This window comes from Microvirga yunnanensis, from assembly GCF_025460875.1.
In genome coordinates, this window is the sequence record NZ_JAMXFI010000061.1 from 1 (window position 1) to 14,866 (window position 14,866).

At 69.0% G+C, this 14,866-nt stretch carries 15 protein-coding genes and 3 tRNA genes; 10 read left to right on the forward strand and 8 right to left on the reverse strand.

Features of this window, described 5'->3' with window-relative positions; translation table 11 throughout:
- Positions 1-141 (reverse strand): acetyl-coenzyme A synthetase N-terminal domain-containing protein (locus tag NF876_RS43205; protein WP_315975074.1); only part of this gene is annotated, 141 nt, incomplete at its 3' end.
- Between the two features lie 190 nt (positions 142-331).
- Here NF876_RS43205 and NF876_RS25450 point away from each other — a divergent pair.
- From NF876_RS25450 to NF876_RS25460, 3 genes are all read left to right on the forward strand, one after another.
- Positions 332-544, forward strand: coding sequence for a hypothetical protein (locus NF876_RS25450; protein WP_262271197.1), 213 nt, complete (start codon positions 332-334; stop codon positions 542-544).
- 443 nt (positions 545-987) lie between these two features.
- Complete coding sequence (locus NF876_RS25455; protein ID WP_262271198.1) at positions 988-1,230, forward strand: hypothetical protein; 243 nt, start codon at positions 988-990, stop codon at positions 1,228-1,230.
- A gap of 7 nt (positions 1,231-1,237) precedes the next feature.
- Positions 1,238-1,441, forward strand: coding sequence for a hypothetical protein (locus tag NF876_RS25460; protein ID WP_262271199.1), 204 nt, complete (start codon positions 1,238-1,240; stop codon positions 1,439-1,441).
- A 183-nt stretch (positions 1,442-1,624) separates the two neighbouring features.
- Here NF876_RS25460 and NF876_RS25465 read toward each other — a convergent pair whose 3' ends face one another.
- Genes NF876_RS25465 through tsaD form a run of 4 tightly spaced genes read right to left on the reverse strand, consistent with a single transcriptional unit; the run spans position 1,625 to position 4,307 of the window.
- Complete coding sequence (locus NF876_RS25465; protein WP_262271200.1) at positions 1,625-2,038, reverse strand: EVE domain-containing protein; 414 nt, start codon at positions 2,036-2,038, stop codon at positions 1,625-1,627.
- A gap of 19 nt (positions 2,039-2,057) precedes the next feature.
- Positions 2,058-3,053: an NAD(P)H-dependent glycerol-3-phosphate dehydrogenase gene (locus NF876_RS25470; RefSeq protein ID WP_262271201.1), complete on the reverse strand. Its 996-nt coding sequence runs from the start codon at positions 3,051-3,053 to the stop codon at positions 2,058-2,060.
- Entirely contained in the window at positions 3,050-3,250 is a 201-nt protein-coding gene (locus NF876_RS25475; RefSeq protein WP_262271202.1) for a hypothetical protein, read from the reverse strand. Before NF876_RS25475 ends, NF876_RS25470 begins: the two co-directional genes overlap by 4 nt.
- Before the next feature lies 1 nt (position 3,251).
- A complete protein-coding gene (gene tsaD, locus NF876_RS25480; protein ID WP_262271203.1) occupies positions 3,252-4,307 on the reverse strand; it encodes a tRNA (adenosine(37)-N6)-threonylcarbamoyltransferase complex transferase subunit TsaD in 1,056 nt (351 codons plus the stop codon).
- Positions 4,308-4,427: 120 nt separating this feature from the next.
- Between tsaD and hemC the strand changes: the two genes are divergently transcribed.
- The 7 genes from hemC (at position 4,428) to NF876_RS25515 (ending at position 10,088) form a co-directional block, all read left to right on the forward strand.
- A complete protein-coding gene (gene hemC, locus NF876_RS25485; protein WP_262271204.1) occupies positions 4,428-5,369 on the forward strand; it encodes a hydroxymethylbilane synthase in 942 nt (313 codons plus the stop codon).
- Positions 5,369-6,064 (forward strand): uroporphyrinogen-III synthase, encoded by a 696-nt coding sequence (locus tag NF876_RS25490; protein ID WP_262271205.1) that lies wholly within the window; start codon positions 5,369-5,371, stop codon positions 6,062-6,064. Before hemC ends, NF876_RS25490 begins: the two co-directional genes overlap by 1 nt.
- A gap of 236 nt (positions 6,065-6,300) precedes the next feature.
- Positions 6,301-8,010 carry a COG4223 family protein gene (locus tag NF876_RS25495; RefSeq protein WP_262271206.1) on the forward strand — a complete coding sequence of 570 codons (1,710 nt, stop codon included), beginning with the start codon at positions 6,301-6,303 and terminating at the stop codon, positions 8,008-8,010.
- A gap of 15 nt (positions 8,011-8,025) precedes the next feature.
- A complete protein-coding gene (locus tag NF876_RS25500; protein ID WP_262271207.1) occupies positions 8,026-9,624 on the forward strand; it encodes a heme biosynthesis protein HemY in 1,599 nt (532 codons plus the stop codon).
- A gap of 80 nt (positions 9,625-9,704) precedes the next feature.
- Positions 9,705-9,780: transfer RNA gene (locus tag NF876_RS25505), tRNA-Thr, on the forward strand.
- A gap of 135 nt (positions 9,781-9,915) precedes the next feature.
- Positions 9,916-9,991, forward strand: a tRNA-Ala gene (locus NF876_RS25510).
- Between the two features lie 22 nt (positions 9,992-10,013).
- A tRNA-Gly gene (locus NF876_RS25515) sits at positions 10,014-10,088 on the forward strand.
- Between the two features lie 505 nt (positions 10,089-10,593).
- Here the strand turns inward: NF876_RS25515 and NF876_RS25520 are convergent.
- From NF876_RS25520 to NF876_RS25530, 3 genes are all read right to left on the reverse strand, one after another.
- Positions 10,594-12,291: a methyl-accepting chemotaxis protein gene (locus NF876_RS25520; RefSeq protein ID WP_262271208.1), complete on the reverse strand. Its 1,698-nt coding sequence runs from the start codon at positions 12,289-12,291 to the stop codon at positions 10,594-10,596.
- 326 nt (positions 12,292-12,617) lie between these two features.
- Entirely contained in the window at positions 12,618-13,658 is a 1,041-nt protein-coding gene (gene trpS / locus NF876_RS25525) for a tryptophan--tRNA ligase (protein WP_262271209.1), read from the reverse strand.
- Between the two features lie 212 nt (positions 13,659-13,870).
- Positions 13,871-14,758: a cation diffusion facilitator family transporter gene (locus tag NF876_RS25530; RefSeq protein ID WP_262271210.1), complete on the reverse strand. Its 888-nt coding sequence runs from the start codon at positions 14,756-14,758 to the stop codon at positions 13,871-13,873.
- Positions 14,759-14,866 lie beyond the last annotated feature (108 nt).

Consider the following 14,866-nt stretch of genomic DNA (forward strand, 5'->3'; position numbering starts at 1 on the left):
CCAGTCGATGCGCTTCGCCTCCTCGGCCCAGAAGCCCTCCGGATCCTTGACCGAGGCCTCGTACTTGGCCCGGTAGCCCGCGTCGTCCAGATAGGCACGGTGGGTCCACTCGGCCGGCACGTCGTAGATCTTCTCGTCCATGGCGCTTCTCCCGAACGCATCCTCGATGGAATTAGCGCTAGGTTTACGGAAGAAGAGAGGGGTCGGGCAAGCGGGGCCGGGATCGGACTTTGGTCTCTGCTCCTTCCGGAGCAGGGCGGGCGCCGGCAGCATCGGCCCGGCCTGCGGGATAAACATAGGTTAATCGGTTGACCCGGGGTATGATCGCCCCATGACCGACCCTCAGACAGACATCGCCAGGATCCAGGAATGCATCGTCGAGGGGGATCTGCGGATCTCCGCGCAGATCGCCCGGATCGAGCGGATGGTCGAGAAGGGCCGCGACACGACCGAAGCCCGGGACCTGCTCGGGCAGCTGGAAGCTCTCGTGGAGCAGTGGCACGTCCGGCGAAGGATCATCCTGGACGCGATCGACCGCGGCTGAGGGCGCGACGCGAAGAGCGCTTCTGGGGCGTCAGGCTTCCGGCTTGAGCGCCTGAAGGGGGACGATCTGGCGCATTTTCCGCTCCTCGATCTCGCGGCCAGCGTGTCCAGATGCTTCGCCTGTTCCAGAAGCTGCTGCTTGGCGTCGTTCAGCGAGATCCAGCCGGCCATCGCCCGCGCCTCTCGCGCCCGCCGGCGATAATCCGCGCATTGATCGAACGGCACCACATCCACGGTCAGCCCCCTGCCAGCAACGGGGCTTAACGATCCGCGACCGGATTTGTTCATGGTTCCCGACCATCGTGTCAGAAGACTCCGTGGCCGCGCTTGGACTTTCACCCGAGGAACCCCATATACCGCTCATCACCGGCCGATCACGAATCCGTAGGCGCCGGTGGCTGAGAGAGACGTGCGCTCCCGCCTGCAAGGCCGAGGAGCGCCGTCATGGCCAAGACTCCCCAAGATCGACTGCCCCAGGATCGTCCCCAGGATCGAATTCCGTCCGTCGTGTACGACGCCGCGCTTCTTCGCATGTCGAGGGACGCCGTGGAGCGGTCCAAGAAGCTGCTGGCCGATACCCGACCGCTCGTCGCCCGTGTCATGGGCGGTTCCGTCATCGGCGCGCGTGGTCTTAACCTGGGTGAAGGCGGGCGGCCCGGGGACATGCAACTGTCTCCCGATGAATGACCTCAAGTTGGAAGAACGTTTCGAAACCTGCGCTCAGGCAAGCCGTCGCGCCAGCACGCTCCGGGTGGAGCATCAGCAGCGCTTGCAGCGCTGCCGCGCGCAGGTGGCCCTGGCGCGCGTGCTCCTGACCCGGCCGGTTTACCCCTACGACCCCATGGCACCCCACGACCCGTTCGACCTCAGGGGCGTGAAGGCCCGAGAGAGAGCGTAGATCGCATCCCCTGGCCTCGGCTTCCGGCCATGAGGGGAAAGACAGCGCGAACCGGACGGTCACCCTGCCCCGTCACCACCGGCCTTGTGCCGGTGATCCCGCGTGCTTGAAGCGCCGCGCTCTTCCGATCGGGATGGCCGGGACAGGCCCGGCCATGACGGGGAGAGGACGACAGGGAACCCCTCACACGCCGCCCATCCGGCAGATGATGGCCCATTCCTCGTCGGTCACCGGCTGCACCGAGAGGCGGGAATTGTTGACCAGGATCATCGTGTCGAGGCCGGGTTCCTTCTTGATGGCCTCGAGGGTGACGGGACGCTTCAACGGCTTCACCGCCTTGATGTCGACCATGCCGAACCGGCCGGTCTCGTCCGTGTGGTCGGGATAGTATTCCCGGATCACCTCGACGATGCCGACCACCGCCTTGCCTTCGTTGGAATGGTAGAAGAAGCCCTGCTCGCCCTTCTTCATGGCCATCAGGTTCTGCTTGGCCACGTGGTTGCGCACCCCGTTCCAGTGGGTGCCTTTCGCGCCCTCGGCGACCTGCTGGTCCCAGGACCAGACGGAGGGTTCGGACTTGTAGAGCCAGTGGGCCATCGACGCTTACTCGTTCTGTTCAGTGTTCGGACTTGACCGGTCGGTTCATCAGCGCGTCGACCGCCTGGTCGAGGGTCCAGGCGCCGGACAGGATCCGGTCGACCGCCTCGGCGATCGGCATGTCGACGGCTTTCGCGCGCGCCAGCGCCACCAGGGCGCTCGCGGTCGCGGCGCCTTCCACCAGCTTGCCGCCGGCGGCCTCGGCGACGCTCATCCCCTGGCCGAGGCGCTGGCCGAAGGCGAAGTTGCGGGAATGGGCCGACGAGCAGGTCAGCACCAGATCGCCGAGACCCGACAGCCCCATCAGGGTTTCCGCGTCGCCGCCATAGGCGCGGGCGAAGCGCAGGAGCTCGGCGAAGCCGCGGGCGATCAGCGCCGCCTTGGCGCTCTCGCCCAGGCCCCGGCCGGCCACGGCCCCGCACGCGATGGCGAGCACGTTCTTGGCCGCGCCCCCGATCTCGACGCCGCGCACGTCGCCCCGGTGATAGACCCGCAGGGTCGGGCCGGACAGGGCGGTCGCCAGGTCTTCCGCGAGGGCCGCGTCCCGGCAGGCGAGCGTCACGGCGGTGGGCAGGCCGCGGGCCACGTCGTCGGCGAAGCTCGGGCCCGACAGCACCGCCACGGGCGCCCCGGGACGCGCCTCCTCGACCACGTCGCAGAGAAAAAATCCGCTCGCGCGCTCGATGCCCTTGGCGCAGAGCACCAGCGGGGTCGCCGGCGGCAGCACGCCGGCGAGCGCCGCGCTCATCTCCCGCGTGGTCTGGGCGGGCGTGACGAGAAGCACCGCGCGGGCCTGGGCCAGATCGGCGAGCGCCGCGGTCGGGCGGATGCGCTCGTGCAGCGCCACGCCCGGCAGGAAGCGCTCGTTGGTGCGCGTCGCGGCCAGGGCCGCCGCGTGCTCGGGCGAGCGCATCCAGAGCACCACGGGGTTGCCCGCATTGGCCGCCGCATTGGCGAGCGCCGTCCCCCAGGCGCCCGCGCCGGCGATGCCGATGGTTGGGATCGGCGCGCTCATGTCGGGCGCTGCCGGCCGGTGCGGCGCGGCTCCCTGCCACCGGGCCGGACCGTCCCTTCCCTCGTCGTCACCGGTCCCTTGCCAGTGATCCCGATCTGGGTGGCGCGGCGTCCGATGGCGTCGGGATGGCCGGGACGAGCGCGGCCATGACAGGAGAGGGACCGACGGGCGATGGGCAAGCCTGCCGAGGTGGTCATCTCACGCCTTCGCCCCGGCCTCGTCGCGGCTGGTGTCGAGGGGCCAGCGGGCGCGGGCCGGGGCCGCGATGTCGTCGATGAGGCCGAGCCGCATGCGCTCCAGGCCGGCCCAGGCGATCATGGCGCCGTTGTCGCCGCAGAGCGCCAGCGGCGGGGCGACGAGCTTGAGCCCGGCCTCCACGGCGAGCCGCTGGAGGCCCTGACGCATGCCCTGGTTGGCCGCGACGCCGCCCGCCACCACGAGGGCGGTCGGATGGCCGGAGATGTCCCGGAAGGCGCGAAGCCCCACGCGGGTGCGGTCGACCACCACGTCCACGATGGCCGCCTGGAAGCCGGCGCAGAGATCGGCGATGTCGCTGGCGGTCAGCGGGGCGATCTTCTCCGCCTCGATGCGCACGGCGGTCTTGAGCCCCGACAGGGAGAAATTGGGTTCCGTCCGGCCCTGCATGGGGCGCGGGAAGGAGAAACGCTCCGGATTGCCCTTCAGGGCCTCCTGCTCCACGTGCGGGCCGCCCGGATAGGGCAGGCCCAGCATCTTGGCGACCTTGTCGAAGGCCTCGCCGATGGCGTCGTCGATGGTGGTGCCGAGGCGCACGTAGTCGCCGACGCCGCGCACCGCCACGAGCTGGGTGTGGCCCCCGGAGGCGAGCAGCAGCAGGTACGGGAAGCCGATGCCCTCGGTGAGCCGCGCGGTGAGCGCATGGGCCTCCAGGTGGTTCACCGCCATCAGGGGCTTACGGGTCACCAGCGAGATGGCCTTGGCGGTGGTCAGCCCCACCAGCACGCCGCCGATCAGCCCGGGGCCCGCCGCCACGGCGATGCCGTCGATGTCCTTCACGGAGCAGTTGGCGCTTTTCAGCGCCCGGGCCACGAGCCGGTCGATCACCTCCACATGGGCGCGGGCGGCGATCTCCGGCACGACGCCGCCGTAGCGGGCATGCTCGGCGATCTGGCTCAGCACCTCGTTGGAGAGGATCTCGCCGCGTCCGTCGAATCCGATTCCGACCACGGCGGCCGCGGTCTCGTCGCAGGTGGTCTCGATGCCAAGGATGCGCATGGTCGGGGGCTGCTCAATTCCGGTGTTGTCCGGGCTTCCGGCCCGGCGCTCCTCCCCCTATAGTCCGCCGCGCCGCATCAAATCAAACCCGATCGTTCAAGACAGGAGACCTCAGGCAGAATGGCCTCTTCCCCCACCCTGGTCATCGGTACGCGAGGCAGCCCCCTGGCGCTCGCCCAGGCCCACGAGACGCAAGACCGGCTGGTCGCCGCCCATGGTTCAACCGGGGAGGGCTGGTCCGTGGAGCATCTGCCTCTGTCGATCATCAAGACCACGGGCGACGCCATCCAGGACCGGCCCCTGTCGGAGGCCGGCGGCAAGGGGCTCTTTACCAAGGAGCTCGACATCGCACTCCTCGACGGCTCCATCGATCTCGCGGTCCATTCCGCCAAGGACCTGCCGACAGCCCTGCCGGAGGGGATCGCCATCGCGGGCTTCCTGCCGCGCGAGGACGTGCGCGACGCTTTCATCAGCCACCGCTTCTCAAGCCTGGACGATCTGCCGCGCGGCGCCGTGGTGGGCTCCGCCTCCCTGCGGCGGCAGGCCCAGGTGCTCCGCCTGCGGCCGGACCTCCAGGTCACCCTCCTGCGCGGCAACGTGCAGACGAGGCTCGCCAAGCTCGAACGCGGCGAGGTCGACGCGACCCTGCTCGCCATGGCGGGCCTGCGCCGGCTCGGGCTCACCGGGCACGTGACCACCGTGCTCGAGACGGACGATTTCCTCCCGGCGGTCGGGCAGGGGGCCATCGCGGTGGCGATCCGGGCCGAGGATGAGCGGGTGCGGCAGGCGCTGGCCCCCATCCTCGACGGGCCGACCGGCCAGGCGCTCGCCGCCGAGCGGGCCTTTCTCACCATCCTCGACGGCTCCTGCCGCACCCCCATCGCAGGCCATGCCCGGCTCATCGGGCAGGAGCTCGAGATCCGCGGCCTCGTGCTGCGTCCGGACGGGTCGGAGAGCCTGGAGGCCGTGCGCCGCGGCGCCCCGGAGGATGCGGCTGCCCTTGGGCGCGAGGCCGGGGCGGAGCTGCGCGCCCGCATGCCGGCCGATTTCCTGAAAGCCTGATGCGGGTCCTCGTCACCCGCTCTCCCGAGGATGCCGGTCGCACGGCGGAGAAGCTCGCCGCCCTGGGCCACGCGGCCTGCCTCGCCCCGGTGACCCGGATCGTCGCGACCGGCGACCCGGGGCCGGAGACGTCCTGCGATGCGCTCATCGTGACCAGCGCCCATGCGGTCGAGGCCCTGGCCGGCCTCGACCGGACGAGGCCCGTCTTCGCTGTGGGCGCGCACACGGCCGATGTGGTTCGCGCGCAGGGCTTCGCCCGCGTGTCCGTGGCGGACGGGGACGCGGTGTCGCTGGCGCGGCTGATTCGCGAAACCCTGCCGCCGGGCCGTGCGCTGCTCCACGTGACGGGCCGCCACCACAAGGACGAGCCGGCCGCTTCGCTCCAGGCGGCCGGCTTTCGCGTCCTGGTCTGGGAGGCCTACGAGGCGAAGGCGGTCGAGACGCTGCCCGAGGCCGCCGCCGCAGCCCTGCGCACTGGCCAAATCGGCGCCGCGCTCCATTATTCACGCCGGAGCGCCGATCTCGTCGTCCGGCTGGCGAAGGAGGCGGGACTGGCTTCGAACCTCCGGGCCGTTTCCCATCTCTGCCTGTCGGCCGACGTGGCCGCGCCCCTCGTGGCGGCCGGAGCCGCGACACGCGTGGCCGGGAACCCGTCCGAGGACGCGCTTCTCGGTCTTCTCGGTCCGCCTCCGTGACCGCCGCGGCCGCGCCGCCGGCGATGCGGCCGTCGGCAAGCTTTGCCATACGAGGAGGATCGTGGTCCGATGGGCCGGCCCGTTTTCGGGGATCGTGCCGCCAGGAAGGAATGATGGAGGGAACGAAAGAGGGAACGAAACGCTCCGCCCAAGCTTGCCTCAATTGCCTTTCACACTGACCTTTCGAAGATCTCGCGCCCGAAGCGACCCATGCAAGACCCATGCAAGAGTGACCCGTGACCGATTCATCTGATCCCCGACGTCCGAAATCGTCCCGCAAGAAGCCCTCGCGTGAGCCGGCAACCCTCGACCTGAAGGCGACCGTCATCGACGACGGCACCGCCCATGCCGGTGCCGCCCGGGACACGGCCGGACCGGACACGCTCGGCCCGGATACGCTTGGCTCGGATACGCTTGGCCCGGATACGCTTGGTCCCGACACCCTTGGTTCCGACACCCTTGGTCCGGAACCTCTCGCTGCGGAAACCCCCGTTGGGGAGGGGGGCTCCGAGACGACGATCGCCGCAGGCGCGACCCCGGATGTGATCCTCGACGGGACCATCCCGGGCGGCAGCCCGCCTCCGGCCGAGGACGTGGTGGCCTCGCCGGAGGCCACGCTCGATTCGGGAGCCGGCACGGACACGCTCCCGGCCGGAGCCTCCGTCGAGGAGCCATGGAAGCCGGATGCCACGTCGTCTGGAAGCTCCTTCCAGGATTCTCCCACGGCGCGTGCGCCCGACGAGGCCGTGCCTCCTCGCCCGCACGCGCCGGAGCGGCGCAGCTCCGCCGGCGCTGTCCTCGGTTCGGGGCTGCTCGGCGGCCTGATCGGAGCGGGCCTTCTCTACGGATTGCAGGCCTGGCAAGGCCGGCCCGCCCAGGACGACCCGCGGCTCGCCCAACTGGAGCAGCGGGTGAACGCCCTGCGGCAGCAGCCGGCCCCAACGGGTCAAGCGCCGGCCAACACCCAGGCCCTGGCGGAGCGCATCCAGGCGCTCGAAACCGCCCGAGGCGACCTGGACCAGCGGCTCCAGGCCATTCAGGGCACGGCCCAGCAGGCGGCGAGCCAGGCCCAGGAGGCCTTGAACCGCCCCGCGCCCGAGGCTCCGCAGCCGGCGCCACAGAACGAGGCCGCGATCACGGACCTGGGCAATCGCCTGACGGCCCTCGACGAGCAGGTCCGGGCCAACGCCCAGGCGGCGACCGATGCCGCCGCCAAGGCCGCGACCGCCACGCAGGAACTCGACCGCCGCATCGTGGACCTGGACCGGCGCCTCGCCGACCAGGACCGCCGGTTCGGCGAGGCCGAGAGGCGTTTCTCCGAGACCGAACGTCGCTTCACGGACACGGACAGGCGCTTCACCGAGCAGGAGCAGCGGCTCGCGGCCCTGTCCCAGCAGGCGGCGCAGAACGCCCGCAACGCCGAGGCGGCAGGCCAGTCCGGGACCAAGGTCGTGCTCGCCGGGCGCCTGAACGATGCCCTGACGAGCGGGACGCCCTATGCGGACGTGCTCGACAGCGTCAGGAAGGCCGGGACCGACGCGAGCCGCGTGGCGCCCCTGGAGCCCTTCGCCCAGCAGGGGGCGCCGACCGCGGAGGCGCTCGCCCGCAGCTTCGAGCCGGTCGAGACGGCGATCCTGCGCGAGAGCCGCGGCCCGGCCGAGGGCTGGACCGACCGGCTTCTGCGCATGGCCGACCGGGTGGTGACGGTGAGGCCCGTGAACGACCCGGGCTCCGCCGGCGTTCCCGGCCTCGTCGCCCGCATCCGGCAAGCCCTGGAGCACGGCGACGTGACGGATGCCGCCGCCGCCTGGGAGGCCTTGCCCGAGCCCTCGCGGCGGCTTTCCGAGGACTGGGGCCGGCAGGTCAAGGCGGTCGCCGAGGCGCGCCAGGCCGCGCAGGCGATCAGCTCCGACGCCCTCGCCACCCTCAACCGTACGACCCAATAAAAGGATCAGCCCCGCATGTGGCGCGCTCTCGTTTTCATCGGTCTTCTCTGCGTCGCGGCCTTCGGCGCGGTCTGGCTGGCCGACCGGCCGGGCACGGTTCTGATCACCTTCGGCGGGTACGAGATCCAGATGTCGGTGGCGGTGGCCGCCATCGCCCTGGCCGGCCTCGCCCTTGCCCTGGCCCTTCTGTGGTCCCTGGTCACCGGCCTCATCCAGCTTCCCACCCGGCTGACCTTCGCGTCGCGGGCCCGCCGCCGCTCGCGGGGCTATCAGGCCGTCTCGCGCGGGATGGTGGCGGTCGGCGCCGGCGACACGATCGCGGCCCGCCGCTACGCCAACGAGGCCGAGCGTCTTCTGGGCAAGGAGCCCCTGACGCTCCTGCTCAAGGCGCAGGCCGCCCAGGTGTCCGGCAACCGGGAGGTCGCCGAAGCCGCTTTCCGGCAGATGATGGACGAGGACGAGACGCGGGTCCTCGGCCTGCGCGGCCTCTTCGTCGAGGCGCGCCGCCGGGGTGACGCGGAATCGGCGCACGAATATGCCACCGAGGCCGTGCGCCTCGCCCCGGCGGCCGCCTGGGCAAGCGATGCGGTTCTCGAAGCGCGCTGCGCCGAACGGGACTGGCGCGGAGCGCTCGAGACGGTCGAGCGGCGGACCTCGCTCGGTCTCCTCGACAAGAAGACGGCGAGACGCCACCGGGCGGTCCTGCTCACGGCGGACGCCCTGGAGCGGATCGACCGCGATCCGGAGGGTTCCCTCAGAAGCGCCCAGGATGCGGTGAAGCTCGCGCCCGATCTCGTGCCGGCCGCGGCGCTCGCCGGGCGTCTCCTGTCGCGGAAAGGCGATCTGCGCCGGGCCGCCAAGGTGGTCGAGACCGCCTGGCGCAGCCTGCCTCATCCGGATCTGGCGGAGGTCTATCTCAACCTCCGTCCGGGCGATTCGGGCCTCGACCGCCTCAAGCGCGCGGAGACGCTCTCGCGGCTCTCCAGCGGAGCGCCGGAAGGTCGCCTCGCCGTGGCGCGTTCGGCCCTCGAGGCCCGCGAGTTCGACCGGGCGCGCGATGCCCTCGAGCCTCTGTTGCGGGATCGCCCGACCATGCGCGTCTGCCTCCTCATGTCCGACCTGGAGCAGGCGGAGCACGGCTCTACCGGCAAGGGACGCGAGTGGCTTGCCCGCGCCACCCGGGCGCCGCGGGATCCGGCTTGGATCGCGGACGGGGTCGTGTCGGATCACTGGGCGCCGATCTCGCCCGTGACCGGCCGCCTCGACGCCTTCGTCTGGCAGGCGCCGCCGGACGTGCTGATCGCCCCCGAGCTCACCCTGCACGACGACGTGACGGCGGACCTCGACGACGAGGTCAGGGTCCTGCCCGTCGCGCCTGCCGGAGAGCCCGCTTCTCCGCTTCCCTCCAGCGAGCCCGTCCCTGCGCCCGAACCCGCGCCGGCGGACACCGAAGTCAGGACGGAGACCGTCACGGCGGAACCGCTCAAGGAGGAGATGCGGTCGGAAACGCCGCTCCCGTCGCCCGGACCGGTGGTCTTCCCGGCCACGCCTCCGGACGTGCCGAAGCCGAAGGAGCAGGCGTCCGCACGTCGCAGCGTTTTTTCGGTCTGGTAAGCCATTCCGGCCTATCCCTCCCTTGCCAAGCAGCAGGGGAGGGGGTAAGAGGGCGGCCTCTCGGATCGCAACCTTGCGATGCCGCAATAGCTCAGCTGGTAGAGCACCTCATTCGTAATGAGGGGGTCGGGGGTTCGAATCCCTCTTGCGGCACCATCCATTCTCCCTGAAAACCAAGGGGTTGACGGTTGGTCCGGCAAGGTCTTAAAGACCTGCCATTCCGCCGGGCGCCCATCGGGTCGCCACGGTGGGGAGAGAAAGATTGGTCGAAAGGCCAGTGCAGATCAGACTGGGGTCGTAGCTCAGTTGGGAGAGCGCGTGAATGGCATTCACGAGGTCAGCGGTTCGATCCCGCTCGGCTCCACCAATCTGATCTGAAGACGGAGCGTGCGGGTGTAGCTCAGGGGTAGAGCACAACCTTGCCAAGGTTGGGGTCGAGGGTTCGAATCCCTTCGCCCGCTCCAATTCCTTCGAACGGGAACGTTCATCGACAAGGCGCCTCCGGGCGCCTTTCGTGTTTGATCGGGCCCGCTCGAACAAACGGGCCCCGTCCATGGATGGAGCAGGGCCCGCGGTGACTCTGAGTCACACGTCATCGACGTTCATCCGGGTAAACCGGTCAATCAATCTCAAGTTGTCGAGCTGAAGGGTGTCTCCGGCGCTCAACGTTTCGACGCGGAGGGGGGTTTCAGCCCAGGCGCAATCGCTATGCGAGCCTCCATCCGTTCAAGCCGGGGCGGGTGCCCGGTTCATCGATGTTGCGGAACGGGCGTCGGTCAGGAACCCGCTCGAACAAGCATGCCGCTCCGCTCTCTGCGACGGGCTCTTCTCCAGGAGCGAGATCACGTCCCGTCAGAGATAGAAAGCTCTCAGCCTGCGGCTTGTTTCAGCGTGGCGGAAAAGAAAGTGGCCCGGCTAACGAATGCCGGGCCACGATGATCGCGTCGGTCGCCGAACGGAAAGGCTGCCTTAGGCGGCCTTGACATCCTGCAGGAAGCTGGACACCTCGCGGCCGAGATCGTGCGAGTGGCGCGACAGCTCCTGGGCGGCGCCCAGAACCTGGGACGCGGCCGAGCCGGTCTCGCCGGCCCCGTTCTGCACGTCCGCGATGCTGCCGGTGACCCGCTCGGTTCCCCGCGCGGCTTCCTGGACGTTGCGGGCGATCTCCGCGGTCGCCGCTCCCTGCTCCTCCATGGCGGCCGCAATGGACACGGAAATCTGCGACATCTCGGTGATGGTGCGGGCGATCTCCTGGATCGCCGCCACGGTCTGGCCGGTCGCCTGCTGAACCGAGGCGATCTGCTGCGAGATCTCCTCGGTGGCCCGGGCGGTCTGATTGGCCAGATCCTTGACCTCCGAGGCCACGACCGCAAAGCCCTTGCCGGCTTCGCCGGCGCGTGCCGCCTCGATGGTGGCGTTGAGGGCGAGCAGGTTGGTCTGGCCCGCGATGGTGTTGATCAGCTGCACCACGTCGCCGATCTTGTCCGCCATCGTGGCCAGTTCCTGAACCGTGCCGTTGGTGCGCCGGGCGCCTTCCACCGCGCGCTCGGCGATCTGCGACGACTGGCTGACCTGGCTGGCGATCTCGCGGATCGAGATCGACAGCTCCTCGGTGGCGGCCGCCACCGTCTGCACGTTGGCCGAGGTCTGCTGGGCCACGGACGCCACGGCGAGGGACTGGCTGGTCGTCTGGCCGGCGATCGAGGTCATCGACTGGGCCGTGGCTTCCATCTCGGTGGCGGCCGAGGAAAGGCCCTGCGTCAGGGCCGAGACGTTCATCTCGAAGCGCTTCGTCAGCTGGTCGAGCAGCTCGGCGCGGCGCATCTTGGCCTGGTTCTCGGCCTCCTGGGCGGCCGCGAGGCGGCGCGCCTCGACGGCGTTGTCCTTGAACACCTGCAGCGAACGGGCGAGCGCCCCGACCTCGTCCCGGCGCTCCGTGCCGGTCACCGCGACCGACAGGTTGCCGCCCGCGAGCTGCTCCATGGCGCCGGCCATCGCACCGAGCGGGCGGGTGATGCCGACGATCACGATGGCGCCGATCAACCCGAGAGCGGACAGAAGGCCGACGACCGCCGATGCGACGAGGGTTGTCGATGTCTCATTGGCAAGCTCTGCGCCATCGTCCGCCGACTCGGCCAGAGCCTTCTTGTTCGCGTCGATCCGCGCAGTGAGCAGTTCACGGGCCTTCTTGCGAAGATCGCGCCCTTCCCCGTTGGAGATGGCCAAGGCGCCCTGGTCGTTGTCCTGCATGGCGAAGGCCACGCTCTTATCCATGAGGTCGAAATACGCGTTCAGGGTGGCCTGGATCTCTTCGTTGATCCTGCGGCGTTCCGCCGAATTCGAGAGATCGACGAGCTCCTTGGCGTGTTGCAGGGCCAGTTTCTTGTAGTCCTGATAGACGGTCTCGCCGCTCTTCAGGCGATCCTGCTGGCCGGCATTGAGGAGGATGAGGTTCTTCTCCTGGATGCTCGACTCGTTCACCTCCGCGTTGATCTGCAGGATGGCCGTCAGACGGGCGACGTCATGCTCGACCAGATCCCGGGTATCGTCCGCTATGTTGTTCAGGCCGCGATCCGCCATGACGATGAGTCCGACGCTGACGGCGACGAAAATAAAGGTCGGGATTGCTAGTTTGACAATCAGCTTCAGGTTATTGAGAAAACGCATAGTCCTTCGATGACCTGCCCGCATCGCCGCGGGAGGCGCACGCCCCCGCGACGCGCTTGCAACAGGTGTCTTGTTTATAACTGTTCCATGCTTCATCGCACATTACGGAATATTACTTAGTAGAATGCGAGAAAGCGCATTGGCGCGGCTGTATGTTGCTCGATCTTAGTATAGATCTAAACGTTTACTTTATATTAATCTTCGTCGTGGCTGGCTTTCCGCGCTCGTGTTGGGGATCGAAGCAGGCGCGGCCTGTTCCCTGGCTTCGATCCGCGATCCGGGCTTCCGGCAGCGCCGGCAGGGAGCAGCTCCCGCTTGACGCTGCATCACGGCATGCCGATCCCGGGCCGCTCCAGGCTGAACAGCCCCAGGCCGCCGCGCAGTTCGTCCAGGGTGGCCTGCGTGGTCTCGCGCGCCGCCCGCGTGCCGGCCCGCAGGAGTTCCAGGACATGGCCAGGATCCCGCGCCAGGGCCGCACGACGCTCCCGGATCGGGGCCAGGAGCGCCTGAAGGATCTCGTCCAGCCGCCGCTTCACCACGGCGTCGCCGAGACCGCCGCGGCGGTAATGCGCCTTCAGCGCCTCGACCGCGGCATGGTCGTCGTCGAAAGCATCGAGATAGGTGAAGACCACGTTGCCCTCGACGATGCCCGGGTCGGCGGCGCGCAGGTGGCCTGGATCCGTATACATGCGCCGGACCGCATCCCGGATCGCGTCGGGCGTGGCGGAGAGCGGAATCGCGTTGCCCTGCGACTTGCTCATCTTCGCCCTGCCGTCGATTCCGGGCAGGCGCCCGACCGACGGGATCAGGGCGCGCGCCTCGGGCAGAACGTCCCGGCCGATCTGCCGGTTGAGGCGGCGCACGATCTCGTTGGTCTGCTCGATCAGGGGCGCCTGGTCCTCGCCGACCGGCACGACGCTCGCCTTGAAAGCCGTGATGTCGGCCGCCTGGGCGGCCGGGTAGCAGAGGAAGCCCGCCGGGATGTCGCGCCCGAAGCCGCGGGCCTGGATCTCGTCCTTGATGGTCGGGTTGCGCTCGAGGCGCGCCACGGTGACGAAGTTGAGGTAGAGCAGGGTGAGCTCGGCCAGAGCCGGCAGGCCGGACTGCACGCAGATCGTCGTCTGCGCCGGATCGATGCCGACGGAGAGGTAATCGAGGGCGACCTCCAGGACGTTGCGGCGCACCTTGGACGGATCGGACGCGTTGTCGGTGAGCGCCTGGGTGTCCGCGAGCAGCAGATACTGCCTGTGGCTGTGCTGCAGGGCGACCCGGTTCCTCAAGGAGCCGGCATAATGGCCGAGATGGAGCGGGCCGGTCGTGCGGTCTCCGGTCAGGATGACAGGGCGTGGATCAAGATCTGTAGGCATGGGGCTTCTCCGGATGAGAGCCGCCATGACGAAGGGCCTGATCGGATCACGAACGCTGCCTGCCGCGCATGGCAGCTAGGGTCGTGGGGGAAAACATGACGACGTGCCGCTCCTGTCAGGAGCGCCACCAAAGGGTTCCGGCCGGGTTCGCACGGTTGGTCATGCGCGCAGGAATGCCACGGGCGAGGTCTCCGCGCAAGACCGTCGGGCCGTCAGAGAACCACGATGCCGGCGTGCTTGGCCTTGTTGTCGGGCTCCACGTGGATCGTGATGAGCGCATCCTGCACGGCGGCCTTGAGCGCCCGCTCCAGGCGGTCGCAGATGTCGTGGGCGTCGGTCACGCTCATGTGGCCGGGCACCACGAGATGGAAATCGATGAAGGTCATCCGGCCCGCGTGGCGCGTGCGCAGGTCGTGCGCCTCGATGGCGCCTTCCGCGTTGACCGCGATGACCTCGCGGACGCGGGCGAGCGTCGTCTCGGGCAGGGCCTCGTCCATGAGGCCGCCGATGCTTTCCTTCATCAGCCCCCAGCCGGACCAGAGGATGTTGATGGCCACCATGGCCGCGAGGGCGGAGTCGAGCCAGTACCAGCCGGTGAAGGGAACCAGCAGAAGGCCGATCAGGACGCCCGCCGAGGTCATCACATCGGTCAGGAGATGGCGCCCGTCGGCCACCAGGGCCGGGGAGCGCATGCGCCGTCCGCGGCTGATCAGCAGCCAGGACCAGACGGCGTTGATGACACCCGCAAAGGCGTTGACCGCCAAGCCCTCCATGGGGGCGTCGATCATCTTGGGCGACAGGAACCCGAAATAGGCCTCGCGCAGGATCGCCAGCGCCGCCACGATGATCAGAACGCCTTCGAGGACGGCGGAAAAATACTCCACCTTGTGGTGTCCGTAGGGATGGTTGGCGTCCGCCGGGGCGGCGCTCAGGCGCACCGCCAGAAAGGCCGCCAGCGCCGTCACCACATTGATGATGCTTTCCAGCGCATCCGAATAAAGCGCAATGCTGCCCGTGATGTAATAGGCGGCATATTTCAGAGCGAAAACAACGGTTCCGACGAAAATGCTGCCCAGGGCAAGTTTTTGAATCTTGTCCATGGCGCGATGCTTGACGAGAGAGTGCTGCGGGAAACGAGGCGACCTTATAGAGGCTGTTTTTTCAAGCGCAAGGCTTTGTTTTACTTGCAATTAGGTCGCAAAGTCAGG

What these genes read in the sequence shown, in the direction of transcription:
- NF876_RS25450 (WP_262271197.1), top strand. Translation starts at nt 332, where the DNA reads ATGACCGACCCTCAGACAGACATCGCCAGGATCCAGGAATGCATCGTC.
- NF876_RS25455 (WP_262271198.1), top strand. Translation starts at nt 988, where the DNA reads ATGGCCAAGACTCCCCAAGATCGACTGCCCCAGGATCGTCCCCAGGAT.
- NF876_RS25465 (WP_262271200.1), bottom strand. Translation starts at nt 2,038, where the DNA reads ATGGCCCACTGGCTCTACAAGTCCGAACCCTCCGTCTGGTCCTGGGAC.
- NF876_RS25470 (WP_262271201.1), bottom strand. Translation starts at nt 3,053, where the DNA reads ATGAGCGCGCCGATCCCAACCATCGGCATCGCCGGCGCGGGCGCCTGG.
- NF876_RS25475 (WP_262271202.1), bottom strand. Translation starts at nt 3,250, where the DNA reads ATGACCACCTCGGCAGGCTTGCCCATCGCCCGTCGGTCCCTCTCCTGT.
- tsaD (WP_262271203.1), bottom strand. Translation starts at nt 4,307, where the DNA reads ATGCGCATCCTTGGCATCGAGACCACCTGCGACGAGACCGCGGCCGCC.
- hemC (WP_262271204.1), top strand. Translation starts at nt 4,428, where the DNA reads ATGGCCTCTTCCCCCACCCTGGTCATCGGTACGCGAGGCAGCCCCCTG.
- NF876_RS25490 (WP_262271205.1), top strand. Translation starts at nt 5,369, where the DNA reads ATGCGGGTCCTCGTCACCCGCTCTCCCGAGGATGCCGGTCGCACGGCG.
- NF876_RS25500 (WP_262271207.1), top strand. Translation starts at nt 8,026, where the DNA reads ATGTGGCGCGCTCTCGTTTTCATCGGTCTTCTCTGCGTCGCGGCCTTC.
- NF876_RS25520 (WP_262271208.1), bottom strand. Translation starts at nt 12,291, where the DNA reads ATGCGTTTTCTCAATAACCTGAAGCTGATTGTCAAACTAGCAATCCCG.
- trpS (WP_262271209.1), bottom strand. Translation starts at nt 13,658, where the DNA reads ATGCCTACAGATCTTGATCCACGCCCTGTCATCCTGACCGGAGACCGC.
- NF876_RS25530 (WP_262271210.1), bottom strand. Translation starts at nt 14,758, where the DNA reads ATGGACAAGATTCAAAAACTTGCCCTGGGCAGCATTTTCGTCGGAACC.